This is a genomic window from Paraburkholderia sp. (genome assembly GCF_036488795.1).
GTDB lineage: Bacteria > Pseudomonadota > Gammaproteobacteria > Burkholderiales > Burkholderiaceae > Paraburkholderia.
The window spans coordinates 1-12,385 of record NZ_DASXHA010000109.1 but is presented as its reverse complement, the minus strand read 5'-3'; the positions used below and the strand labels follow the sequence as shown (position 1 = coordinate 12,385).

Annotated in this window: 12 protein-coding genes; 5 read left to right on the top strand and 7 right to left on the bottom strand. The window is 64.5% G+C overall.

The annotated features are described in order from the left end of the window. Positions 1–166: 166 nt before the first annotated feature. Positions 167–565 (top strand): DUF883 family protein, encoded by a 399-nt coding sequence (locus VGH41_RS16130; protein ID WP_331598482.1) that lies wholly within the window; start codon positions 167–169, stop codon positions 563–565. Positions 566–815: 250 nt separating this feature from the next. On the opposite strand, the gene VGH41_RS16125 is transcribed toward VGH41_RS16130, so the two are convergent. Further along, positions 816–1,436, bottom strand: coding sequence for a cadmium resistance transporter (locus VGH41_RS16125; RefSeq protein WP_331598481.1), 621 nt, complete (start codon positions 1,434–1,436; stop codon positions 816–818). 190 nt (positions 1,437–1,626) lie between these two features. Between VGH41_RS16125 and VGH41_RS16120 the strand changes: the two genes are divergently transcribed. Both VGH41_RS16120 and VGH41_RS16115 read left to right on the top strand, forming a co-directional pair. Then, positions 1,627–2,223 (top strand): hypothetical protein, encoded by a 597-nt coding sequence (locus tag VGH41_RS16120; RefSeq protein WP_331598479.1) that lies wholly within the window; start codon positions 1,627–1,629, stop codon positions 2,221–2,223. A gap of 94 nt (positions 2,224–2,317) precedes the next feature. Continuing rightward, a complete protein-coding gene (locus VGH41_RS16115; protein ID WP_331598478.1) occupies positions 2,318–2,548 on the top strand; it encodes a hypothetical protein in 231 nt (76 codons plus the stop codon). A 40-nt stretch (positions 2,549–2,588) separates the two neighbouring features. On the opposite strand, the gene VGH41_RS16110 is transcribed toward VGH41_RS16115, so the two are convergent. The 4 genes from VGH41_RS16110 to VGH41_RS16095 form a co-directional block, all read right to left on the bottom strand. Then, positions 2,589–4,469 (bottom strand): glycosyl transferase family 1, encoded by a 1,881-nt coding sequence (locus VGH41_RS16110; protein WP_331598476.1) that lies wholly within the window; start codon positions 4,467–4,469, stop codon positions 2,589–2,591. A 359-nt stretch (positions 4,470–4,828) separates the two neighbouring features. After that, positions 4,829–6,103 (bottom strand): DUF3443 domain-containing protein, encoded by a 1,275-nt coding sequence (locus VGH41_RS16105; RefSeq protein ID WP_331598475.1) that lies wholly within the window; start codon positions 6,101–6,103, stop codon positions 4,829–4,831. Between the two features lie 12 nt (positions 6,104–6,115). Next, positions 6,116–6,568: a DUF2844 domain-containing protein gene (locus VGH41_RS16100; protein WP_414696670.1), complete on the bottom strand. Its 453-nt coding sequence runs from the start codon at positions 6,566–6,568 to the stop codon at positions 6,116–6,118. Positions 6,569–6,841: 273 nt separating this feature from the next. Next, positions 6,842–7,054: a hypothetical protein gene (locus tag VGH41_RS16095; RefSeq protein ID WP_331598474.1), complete on the bottom strand. Its 213-nt coding sequence runs from the start codon at positions 7,052–7,054 to the stop codon at positions 6,842–6,844. 38 nt (positions 7,055–7,092) lie between these two features. Here VGH41_RS16095 and bamC point away from each other — a divergent pair, with 38 nt between their 5' ends. Together bamC and VGH41_RS16085 are read left to right on the top strand one after the other, a co-directional pair. Next, on the top strand, positions 7,093–8,337 hold the full coding sequence (gene bamC / locus VGH41_RS16090) for an outer membrane protein assembly factor BamC (protein ID WP_331598473.1): 1,245 nt from the start codon (positions 7,093–7,095) through the stop codon (positions 8,335–8,337). Positions 8,338–8,486: 149 nt separating this feature from the next. After that, positions 8,487–8,624, top strand: coding sequence for a hypothetical protein (locus tag VGH41_RS16085; RefSeq protein WP_331598471.1), 138 nt, complete (start codon positions 8,487–8,489; stop codon positions 8,622–8,624). A gap of 457 nt (positions 8,625–9,081) precedes the next feature. Here the strand turns inward: VGH41_RS16085 and VGH41_RS16080 are convergent, their stop codons facing one another. Then, positions 9,082–10,020 (bottom strand): DMT family transporter, encoded by a 939-nt coding sequence (locus VGH41_RS16080; protein ID WP_331598470.1) that lies wholly within the window; start codon positions 10,018–10,020, stop codon positions 9,082–9,084. A gap of 282 nt (positions 10,021–10,302) precedes the next feature. After that, positions 10,303–11,901: an L-lactate permease gene (locus VGH41_RS16075; protein ID WP_331598469.1), complete on the bottom strand. Its 1,599-nt coding sequence runs from the start codon at positions 11,899–11,901 to the stop codon at positions 10,303–10,305. Positions 11,902–12,385 lie beyond the last annotated feature (484 nt).

Sequence of the window (12,385 nt, the reverse complement as noted above, 5' to 3'; positions counted from 1 at the left end):
TCGCAGCGGCACCAGGCGCGACCCGCGCAATTTCTCCGTGCGCCTTGTGCAACAAGGCTCTCCGCCCAGGCCATTGGCACTTGGCACGTCGGTTGCGCAACAGGTAAAGCCTCGCTGACGGGATCACCGTCGGCCGTCCATGACTCTTATAAGGAGCTTGATCATCATGGCTTTTACCGACAACGCCGAACGCAAGATCGAACGTGGCTTCTCCGAAGCGCAACGCACGGGCCGTCGGGTCGCGCGCAACGTCCGGGTCGGCGCACGCGATCTGCAACACGACGCGGCAAGCGAAATGCGCGCGCTTCTCGATGATCTGGATCAATCGCTGCGGGACAACAGCGATGTCGATGTGGCGGCGTTGCGCAAGCGCCTTCAGAAGCAACTGGCCCAGGCGCGCAGCACCTTCGACGATGCGGCCGGCACCGCGATCGATCACGTTCGCGACACGGTGGGCCGCGCCGCGGATTTCGCTGCTGAGCGACCCTGGCAGGCGGCGGGTATCGTCGCCGGGGTGGCTTTCGTGCTGGCTGCAGTTGCCGCGCGGCGCGACAGCGCGAACTAGACGCGACGGGCTTTCGGTTCGTTTGCATGGTAACGACGTAACCCTGAGGAGGCGGCGTCTTGCGCCTCCTTGGGCGTCCTTGCGCTTCATGGCCGCTCAGACCGTTCAGACCGCACAGACCGCTCATTGCCGTTCATTGCCGTCAGGCGCGCGAAAACTGCTTTGCAGCGGGATGCTTGCAGTCGGACGCGCCGCTTCCGACGAAGGTGTTGCGGGCGGCAGCGGCGCCGCCCAAACCGCATGCTCGCGCTTACAGCCCGAACAGCACATGCAGCGTATTGTTCTGCGCGATCACCGAAGCGCCGATCACCAGCAAAATCAGCGGCAATAGTGCCGTGCCGTAGCGCCGGATGGGTGCACCCAGCAGCGGATGGTTGACGAGCCAGATGGCCCCGGCGCACCAGATGCCGATCATCGCGACAAACACCAGTGTGATCAGCGTGCAATCCGCGCGCGAATGCCCCGCGTACAAGGGCACGTAGACGGCGATATTGTCCGAGCCGTTGGCGATCGCCACGCCCGCCACGGTCCACCATGATGAAGCGCCCGGCCCGGCATACCTGCCGGCAAGTGCGGGGTCGTCCGCGTGGCCGTTGGCATGGTTGCGCGCGCCGAAGCGAGCCCATGCTTTCGCAAGGCCTACGCCGATCGGCAGTACTCCCAGCACGCCGACATAGCCTGGCGGCAGACTCGTCAGCATGGCGGCAAGCCCGATAGCGATTGCGATCAGCGCGAGCGAGCCGGCGTATTGCCCAACCATCACGCGTCCTGTGCGGCCACGCGCTTCGGCGACGAAGGCGAGCAGCACGAACAGGTTGTCGATATTGGTCGCGGCAAAGGCCCCGACAGCGAGGGCAACGAGACTGAGCATGCGGGCGGATCGGTACGGCGGGTAGGGAAACGGACGGTAGGCGGCGACCATGGCTAACCTGCGGAGCACCTCGCGACCGTGGCAAGCCGCCATTCTGCCAGCAACCGGTCCGCCGCCGCACAAAGGCGCGCCGGTGCGTGGGTGGCAAACCGTACGCTACAATGCCGACAGCCTGAATATCGGAACATCAATGAAGATCCGCACTCTTTGTATCGCATGCGTAACGACCGCTGCCGCGCTGCTCGCGGGGTGCACGGCCGTCTACAAGAATACGGACGCGTGTGAACAGCTGATGCGCAGCAAACTGGCCGAGGTGCCGGCTGATCAGTTCCCGGAGGCGTCAGTCGGCAAGCTGTCCATCGATCACACCGGTACGGGTATTGGCGGCGCGCGCGTCGTCGTCGAAGCCTCGCTGTCGCATATGCAGACGGCCTCGGAGGCGGTGGTAGCCGCGGCGCCGAAGGGCGCTTCGGCGGCTCACGCGACAGCCGCGCGCGCAGCCAGTGATGCCGACGTCGGCACCGCCGCGAATGCGGCGAGCGGAGCAGCCGCAACTGTGACGGCAACGACGCTTGCGTCCGGCGTATCAGGTGCCTCGGCTGCCTCTGCGGCCTCGGCGCCTCAGGCCGCCGGCAAACCGGCCAAACCCGTCAAACCGAAAAAGATCGTCACGGCCGCCGCCGCCGAATGCACTTTCGCCGGGCTGAACCTGGCGTCGTTCCGCTGGCTGTCGCCGGCTGCACTCGTGAAAACCAACGAAGGCACCGACAGCGACACCGCCGAGTAAGGCGGCCGCACGCCGCGTATCTGGCGCGCCACGTGCTACGCTTTTTGCAGCAGCAGGTTCTGTTGCAGCGTGGTGTTGCATTGCGGAGGTCGGCATGGACGGTTTCGTCAGACATCAGATAGAGGGCGCCTCGGTCGATATCGACGTGACGCCGGTGAATCCACGCGGGTTCTGCGCGCGCTTCCGCATCTTTCGCGACAAGAGCGATCAGCCCGACTGGCACCAGGTGCACGTGTCGGGCAGCGTGTTCGATACGGTGGAGGAAGCGGAGGAGGCGGCCCGCTCGATGGCCCTCGAGCAGGTGCTCGCGCGCGGCTCGTCGTAATTGTTCCAGTCGTTCCGGGCGCGGGCGCTGTGCCGTTTCATCAGCCTTCAAGCGACGCTTCAGGCGTCGGCGCCTCACGTTTTTCATTCTCGCGCACGAGCTTCAGCACGCGCTCACCGAATACTTCCGGACGTCCTTCAAAGAACCGCTCGACAGCCTTCGTCTCGATCAGCTGGCGGCGCAGCGCTGCGCGTTCGTCGTGCCGGGTGATCATCCGCACAGCGGCTTCGACATAGGCTTCGACGGTAGCCGCCGCGGTCCATGCGGGCATGCCGGCACGCTCGAACAACGCGCCGTCGATCTGCTCGAAAACTTCCGCGCCCCTCTTGCACACGCCCGGCACGCCCAGCGTGAAGGCATCGACGATACCGTTGGTATTGCCGAACGGGAACGGACTGAGAAACAGATCGGCGTGGTCGACTTGCGTGAGATAACCGGCATAGTTGTGCATGCCGTAGACGAGCGCGCCAGGCAGCGCATCCTCGATCACGCGGCGCATGTGCAAAAGCGCCAGACCTTCACCGCTGCCGGTCATGAAGTGGAACCTGACCGGCGTTCCGGCGCGTTCCTGAATCTGGCGGCAGGCGTCGAGAAATGCCGGGTTGAGCTTCATGGGGCTTGCGGTGACGATGGCATGCACGGCGTCGCGCGGCTCCAGCAGGCGGCGCTCGATCTCCGGCAGGTCACGCGAGGCCCGGTACGGCTGGCCGTCTTTCGGCAGCCTCAGCAGGGCTTCGCTGAAGCACGCGGGATCGCCTACGTAGTCTTCCTCGACGCTGATGTAGTCGATCTTGTCCGAATGGGTGGTGGCCGGATGGCCGAGCGCCGCAATCTGCAGCGGCGCGATCCGCAGATTCGACATGAACACCGTCAGCACGAACATGCCGACGCTCGGCATATACAGCACGTCCGGCTGTTCGGCTTGCGCAAAGTCGCGGATGGTGGTCAGGCACTGACCGATATAGTCCGGCTCTGCGAGTTCGATGAAACGGTCGAACACCGCACGCCCTGCATCGTCGATGGCGTAGCCGAAGCCGAAACCCACCACTTCGAAATGTTCACGCGCCGCTTCGAGGGTCCGCGAATGGGTGCGGTAGATCGAGTGCGCTCCCGTGAACCATTCCAGCACGACGAGCATCAACGGTTTCTGGCGGCGCGGCTTCGGGACGGCGGCGGGCAGAGGCACCGGCAGATCCGTCAGGCCGAGTTGCTCCAGCTTGCGACGCACCAGCACGTTGATGTCGCGTTTGATGGCGTGCCGCAGCGGCGTATCCGCATAGCTGCAGAACATATAAGCGTTGTGCAGCACCGCTGAGGGCAAGAGGTCGAGATCGTCGATCTGCTGCAGTTTGCCGGGCAGCCATTGCAGTAGCGCTTCACGTTTGCCGTGCGCGCTGGCCGAGCCCTTGAACACCGGCGCCAGCAAGACGAGCGCGAGGCGCGCGGCCATGACCTTGTCGTGCGCCCAAAGCGCGGCGAAGTCGATTTCCAGTTCCGATTCGACGGAATAGAGCACGCACAGCTTGTCGATAAAGCGGTCGCCGGGCAGGAAGCGTCGGTCCGCAGGGCCGCGCGGATTCAGATGCCGGACGATGTGGTCGGTATTGCCGAACGCGGTGCTCGCGAACAGGAGGCCGATCAGGTCATGCAGGGCCAGCAGCAGGCTGAAGCAAGCCGGGTCGAGTTGAAAATCCGGGTTGGCGAACAGGGTGGATACGGCGCTCGCGAGGCGCGTACAAAAGCGCTCGCGTTGCAGGGCAGGCGGCAAACCTTCCATGCACGACGCACGGAAGTCGCCGTCGAGCGCACCGCGTTTGCGATGCAGGAGCAAAAGCGCGGCGATCAACTGGAGCGCGGCTTGATCGTGCGCCTGTGAGTAGACGAGCTGTTCGAAGTCGTCGAGCGAGAAGGTTTCAACCATCGTTTAGGTTTCTTTGAGAACAGGCAAAACCAGATGTCTTGATCTGGCGTCAAGGCCGTGACTTCAATTCGCGAAGATAGGCATGACTAACAATATTGAGACGTTGTCGGCCAAGAATCGGATTATCGCCGTTGGCTCATATCAATTTGGCCTGCCTTGAGAATTTGGGAATTTTCCCTGTCAGAAAGTCCTTGATTGTCCTGAGCGATGATTCGTTGCGACGGGCGCGAAAGGACGTATTCGCCTGGAAGAATGTTTCGCCAAAATCAGCGAATCAGCCTTCCGGCATGCCGGGAGGGCCGATCCGGTTGGCACCGATCGCACCGACCGATCGGTCGGCCTGCCGCGTCGCAGCCGGCTCAAAACGCGTAATACGGCCCGGCGCCCGCGGCGGTGAGGCGCGCTTCAATGGCCGTATAGACGCGGCGTCCGAAAAAGAACGGCAAGCCCCAGCCGAAGCTGTTGCTGGCAATCCCGGCGAGATTGTCGAACCCGTTGTTCGATGAGTTGAACAACGTCTGCGCATTCGCTATCTGGAATGCGAGCGTCGAGGTGGTGCCATCCGTCCCGCTGATTTCTGCACTGAGCACTTGCGGCGTAATCGGGCAGTACCAGAGCCCGCATTGCGGCAGGCTGCCGTTCGAGAAAAACAGCGCGTTGGAACCGCTGTCGAGGTAGCTGCGCGAATAAGTCTGGCCGCCGCTGACGGTACTCACGTAGCCGCTCTGTGCGTTGGCTTTGAGGACGGTCGCGCCGCCGAGCACATTGTTCGCCTGGGTGCCGATACCGAAGATCAGCGACCCGGACACGGACGGCGCGCCCGCGTCTGCGATCGCCGGCAAGTCGATCACAACACCGTTGTTGTCGAGCGCAAACGCGCTCACCGGATTCGCGACCTGCTGGTCAAGCGGCTGGGCGCTCGCCTCGCAGGCGCGGCCGGTGGTGCAACTGTAGTACCAGCGCGGCAGGGCGGCATTGACGCAACCGCCGCCGCAATCCGCGGCGAACAGGCCGACGCCGAGTATGCCGTTGCTGCGCAATGCGCTGACGCTCTGCATGGCGAGGCCCGCGCTTGCGCAATCCGACGGCACGGTGGGCACAGCGGGGTCGGCGATCAACTGGATCGGGATTGACGTGGCAAGCTGGCCGGCCATTCGCACGTCCGCGCTGCGCACCGCGCCCCACGTGTAGCCGCTGCCGAAGACGGCGCACTCGGCGGCCGTGCCGTTGCCGGCCGGCAGTGCCGCCAGTTGCAGCCCGGCCGGCAATGCGGACGCGAGGACGCGCAACCCTTGCGAGCCCGTGTCGACCTGAATGTTGTCGATGGTCGCGCAATTGCCGGTGCCGGACACGCAAATAGTGACGCTGGTGGTGAGCATGTTGCGGGTCAGGCCGGGCGCCGCGCTCACCGTAATCGGCTGGACATTCGGCGTGCTGGATTGCGGGATGACCGGCGGGCTGGTCGGCGCGGCGGCCGTGGCCGGGGTGCCGGTCGAGTTGGGGGGCGCGGCGGGTGCCGCGGCTGAGCCAGCCGCGCCGCTGGACCCGCTTCCACCCCCTCCGCCGCCGCACGCGGTGAGGACACCGCCAAGCACGCAGCCGATCAGCAGCAGGAAAAGTCTCGTTGACGTCATGAGCGCGCTCCGTCAGTGCAGGTCGTCAGGTGTGACGCCGGCGGGTAGCGCGTCCGGCAGCCACGCACGGCCCACGTAGCTGCGCATCTGGCCCCCCGACTCGACTACCACGTCCGGGCGAGCCACCCGCGCCGCGTGCAGCTCGCGCCCGGCGGCCAGATTGGCGGTCGCGCCGCTCCGGTATGAGGCGTCGTAAGGGCCCAGCAGCGCGCGCAGGTCGGGCATCGTCGGTCCTTGCCACGTGTAGGCGAAGATCCGGCCGGTGCTCGACGCGTATTCGTCGATCGTCGTGCCGCCCGCGTCGACGCTCGTGCGCATGCGCGCCGCGCCGTTCAGCAGCGACACCGGCGCCGCAGCGGTGAAGCTCATCGTGCCGCCGAGTTCGGCTTGTGCGTCTGTGACGCAAAGGAAGGCTGACAGCAGTGCCGGGAATGCGGCGCGCCGGAAGAGGGAAAAATTGGTCACGTTCGATACCGTCCTTGGCCCAGGGAATGTTGCTTAAGATCCTCAATTCAAGATATCACTGAGGTTTCCTGATCAATGTAGGAACGGAGCGGCCAGCTCTTCTGAGATATCAAAAATATGCCGGCGGGGATTGCGGGAAGGTGCCGTCAAAACAACGACATAGCGGTTCTGTCGGGACTCTCTGACGCCGTTGTGGGGAACGTTGTGAATTGTTAAATCGAGGCGCGGCCACGTTCGCTGCGCGTTTGGGCAAGGGGAGGGGCGCGCGTCATTTTAAGGAGAGCCGACGAGCGCAATCGGGCACACGAACGCCCGCACGAGAGGCCGGTTATCCGTTCGGCCCAGGAGCGCAAAATCAAACTTCCGGCCGGTCAAACTGGCGTCGAACAGAGCCAAAGCTGGCTCGAAATCGACCCCAAAAGGGATCATCAAACCCGCTTTTTGCACATGTTCGTCCGGGATCGGTAAAATAACGGGTTGATCCACGGAAACTTGCCGTGGCGTAGCGGAAGGATTCCCCGAACATGACTGATCTTCGTCTTACCAAGCGGTATGCAGTATTGCTGATGGCAGGCGCGCTGGTCGCCGGCTGCGGTACCTCGTCGCCGAACCAGGTTGACTACAAGAGCGACTCCAAATCCAAGCAAGCGTCGTTGGCTGTACCGCCTAACTTGATCGACGAGACGGCCGATCAGCGTTCGCTGCCGCCGCAGGGCGGCCAGACCTCGTTATCCGCTCTCCAGCAGGTTCAGGCGAAGGCACCGGCGGCGGACACGCTGAACGTCCTGCCGCCCGTCACGGGCATGCACATCCAGCGCGACGGCTCCGAAAGCTGGCTCGTGCTCGACAACAAGACGCCCGAGCAGGCCTGGGCACAGGTTCGCCGTTTCTGGCAGGAACAGGGCTTCCTCCTCGTGATCGACCAGCGCGACAAGGGCGTGATGGAGACCGACTGGAACGAAACCCATGCGCAGATCAACGACGGTCTGATCCGCAACACGCTGTCCAAGGCCATGGGCAACTCCTACGTGGCGTCGGAGCGCAACAAGTACCGGACCCGTCTGGAAGCCGCGCCGAACGGCGGGACCTACGTGTTCATCAGCCAGAAGGGCATGCAGGAAGCCCTGAGCGGCGCGAACAACGACTCGACCACGTGGCAGCCCAAGCCGAATGACCCGGGTCTCGAAACCGAATACCTGAAGCGCCTGATGGCGTCGCTGGCACAGGCCGATGCACGCACCACGACAGCCGACACGAGCGGTGCGGGCGCCGCGGCGCTCACGCCGGCTGGCGCGCAGATCGCCCCTGGCGCCGCCACGGCCGGTGCGAATTCGGCCACGGCGAAGACGGCGGCGGAAAACGTCGCGCTGTCGGCCCAGCAGGCCGCGCCGGATGCAAGCCCAACCTCGACCACCTCGGCGCAGTACACGTCCGACGAGCTCACGCTCGGCGAAGCGTACGACAGCGCATGGGCTCGGGTGGGCATTGCACTCGACCGCAGCAACTTCACTGTCGACACGCGTGACCGCGCGCACGGCATCTACTCGGTGCGTTACGTGGATCCGAAGGACATGAGCTCGGCAGAGCAGGGCTTCTGGAGCCAGGTGTTCCACGGCAAGACCGAGAAGGTCGCCAAGGTGTACCGCGTGAACGTCCGTGCGTTGACACCGGACCAGACCCGCGTGGCGGTCGTCGACGACAAGGGTGCCATCGACACGTCGTCTCAGGCCAAGCAGATCATGAGCCTCGTGGTTGATCAGCTGCGCTGATCCGCCAACCGGCCTTCGCGCTGTCAAAACCCGCCTGGGATGGTTCCCGGCGGGTTTTTTTATGGCCGCCCGGTTATCCGGTTTGCTTCGCCATCCGGGTCGCACGGACTTTGCTTGAATGGCCGGACTCATCACTACGGAGACCGGCCATGTTCGACGTCATTCCCTACTGGATGTGGGCCGTCAGCCTGCTCGTCCTCGCGCTGGTGTGCGGCGCGGCGTTGTCGATTCACGATTCGGAGCCCGCCGTCCTGCGAGCGCGCCTGGCGGCACGCCGTGTGAAATGACGCGCGCATCGAGCGCGGAAGCGGCCCGGGTCTACCAGGCGTCGTGATGTGCGGCCCCCCACGTAACGTGACGTTACGTCGTAACGGGCCGCAAAGCGGCTCTCCAAATCCTGGCGCGCAAGTGATTTCTATAACAATCAATGACTTGCGCTCGTGTCTCCCGAGAGTTTCAGTCTGGCACGGAAGCTGCTTTATCTATCTCATGGGGACGGATGGACGACCCTGTACGCAGCGAGCCTCCTGGCGTGGCCGCTCCCAGTGAAATTGATCGAGTACCGGCCGACAACCCGGTGCTTTGCCCGATGAAGGCCTGCGCGCGTGGCGCGCGGCCCCGGTGGCCCCGTCGCCTATCCTCGTAGGGCGACGGTTTCGCCCGCGCTCCGCTGGAGCGCGGGCGATTTTTTTGCGGGGGAGGGTTTGCCGAAGCCGGACTGGGAAAGCGCGGTGTTCAGTGCGCCTAGTGCGTGTCCGCGTTTGCGCCGCGGCGCGGCCCAAACCACGGAATCCGCTTGACCACGCCCGTTGCGAGCGCGGTGCCGGCCAGAATCACCGCGCAGCCTTCGATCATCCCCGGCGACACGCTCTCGCCCAGAAACAGCGTGCCCCACAGGATGCCGAAGATCGGAATCACAAAGGTCACGGTGATGGTACGCGCCGGCCCGACGATCGAAATCAGGTGGAAGAACAGCATGTACGCGACGCCCGTGCAGGCGACGCCGAGCGCGAGCACGGCGCCCCAGGCCTGCAGCGAGATTGGCGTGGTCGGCCAGTAGAGCACCGCCAGCGGCAGCAGTACGATGGTCGCGCCGACCATCGTGCCGGCCGCGACGGTGAGCGCGTCGACGCCGGTCAGGTGGCGCTTCGTGAAGCTGGCGGCGATGCCGTACAGCAGCGTGGCACCGAGCGCCGCCGCCGCGGCGAGCGCGGTCGTCAACGGGGTCGCGCCGCCACCGTTCGGTGTCGCGATCTGGTCCCACACCAGCATCAGCACACCGAGAAAGCCGATTACGAGGCCGAGGCTGCGCAGCGCGGTGAGCCGGTCTCTCAGCCACAGGAAGGCGACCAGGGCGCCCCACAGCGGCGTGGTCGCGTTGATAACGGAAGTCACACCTGCCGACAGTGTCAACTCTGCGTACGCAAACAGGCAGAACGGCGCCGCCGAGTTGAGGATGCCCACCACCAGCAGCGGCAGCGCGCGCAGGCGCAGCGTCGTGGCGGCCTCGCGCAGCGGCCGCCGCACGATCAGCACGATGACGAGAAATAGCGCACCGATGCCGACGCGCAACGCCATCAGCGGTGCCACGCCGAAATCGGTCACGCCGACGCGGATGAACAGGAATGACGCGCCCCACAGGGCAGCGAGGACGAGTAGCTGGAACAGGTTTCTGGTGTGCATGGAAAGCGCGTCGCGCGCAGTTGAGTCGAGACGCAAGGCCATGGTAACAGCGCGCTTTCGCGAATGTTTCACGCTGGAATGAAACAGCAAGATTCCTTGCCGGGCCTCGTTGGATGGGGCCAAGGATAAGGGGCGTTATCCTTCAGGTAAAACGATCAATTCTCACGGATATGTGAGGAAAATTGACAGATCGCCGTTGCCCGGCCGCAAACAGAACGGGCGCGCCGATCGGCGCGCCCGTGGGCAACAGGTTCGCAGCGGGTCGCGGCCCGCTCGCGTGGGTCAATGCGGGATCATGCCCTGCAGGTAGTTCTGCTGCAGCCACACGAGGATACCCAGCGCAATCGTCAGGATCAGCGAATGCTTGAAGGTCTTCGCGAACACCACGCCTTCCTTGCCTTTGAGCTCGGTCGTCGCGACGCCGGTGGAGATGTTCTGCGGCGAGATCATCTTGCCCATCACCCCGCCCGATGAGTTGGTCGCGGCCATCAGCACCGGACTCAGGTTGAGCTGATTGGCGGCCACCACCTGCAGATTGCCGAACAGCGCGTTGCCCGAGGTGTCGCTGCCGGACAGGAACACGGCCACCCAGCCGAGGAAGGCCGACACCAGCGGAAAGAACGCGCCCACCGAGGCGACGCCCAGCCCGAGCGTGTAGGTCAGCCCCGAATAGTTCATCAGATACGCAAGGCCCACGATGGTCGCCACCGTCAGAATGGCGATGCGCGTCTGCACCCAGGTATCGACGATCGCCCGGCCGAACTCAGCCACCGAGATGCGCACCAGCAAGGCCGTGATGATGGCGGCGACCAGAATTGCGGTGCCGGTTGCGAGCGGCTGGAAGTCCCAGATTGCGCCGTAGGGCGTGTTGTAGAGCGTGATGTAGACCGCCTTGTCGAGGCCCGGCCACGGCACCTTGACGTCGCCGATGGTGAAGACCTTGGCGATGGTCCACACGATCACGACCACCGACACGATGATCCATGGATACCAGCCCTGCGTGCCGCTGATCTTGCCGCGCACTTCGCCGATCCGGTCGATGTTGACCGCGAACTTCGGATCAGCCGCCGGTTTCCAGACGCGCAGGAACGCGACCGTGACGATCAGCGACACAAGCGACGACAGCACGTCGGTCAGACTGTAGTTGACGTAGTTCGAGGCGAGGAACTGCGTGACGGCGAAGCTGCCGCCCGCAACGAACAGCACCGGCCAGATTTTCAGCATGTTGCGGAAACCCGCATACACCGCGATCACGTAGAACGGCAGCAGGAACGCGAAGAACGGCAACTGACGCCCGACCATCTTGGCGAGGCTGTCGGCCGGCAGGTGAGTGACGGCCGAGAGCACGGTGATCGGCACGCCGAGCGCGCCGAATGCGACCGGCGCGGTGTCGAAGATCAGCGTGAAGGTCAGCGCTTCGAGCGTCGGGAAACCGAGCAGGATCAGCAGCGAACTGGTGATGGCGACCGGCGTGCCGAAGCCGGAAATGCCTTCGAGCAGTGCGCCGAACGAAAAGCCGATCACCACCAGCACGATGCGCCGGTCGTTCGGCAGATTGTCGATCATCCACATGCGGAACGCGGCGAAGCGGCCCGAGCGTTGCGCGATGTTGTACAGCAGGATCGCGGTGACGACGATCCACATGATCGGCCAGCACGCGAACACGGCGCCCGCGACCACCGAGTTGATCGCAAGGCCAGCCGGAAACTGCCAGCCGAAGATCGCCACCAGCAAGCCGACCACAAGCCCGGCGAGGCTTGCCTGCCAGGCCGGGCGCCGGGCCCAGCCGAGCAGCACCAGTACGACCAGAATCGGTAGCGCCGCGACCAGGAACGACGGCAACAGCGAATTGCCGATGGGGGTCAATAATTGATGAAACATCACGTCTCCTTCATTGTTGTTCGAATCGACACGACGGACTACACGGCGCGCCGGGCGTAGCAGGACGGATGGCGGCGACGCTGTAGCTGAGTGGAGCGTCGACCCGCGTATTTAAACAGGTAATGAGTGTGGAAGCTCCCAGCATAAAGCGGGCGCTGAAGCAGTCAAGACGGGAAACTACGAGCGCAGCGCAATAAATGCGCACGCAACGCGAAGATGGCGCGGAAGTGGCGCGGGCATGACGCGAGCCGGGCGCGCGGGTCAGGTTGGGGGCGTGGGAGGGCGAAGCGCGAGGTGGCGTGACGGAAACAGGCTGGCGGCGCACGCTGCCGTAGGTCGTGAGGAATGCCGTCAGCGCTATGGCAGGAGCGCGGCGTGTGCTTGGGTATCAAAGGCGCACGCCGCGCGGTTCAAACCATTTTGATCAGTGCGATCAGTGCGATCAGTGGTAGTGGCCGCCACCATGCCAGCCGCCACCCCAGCC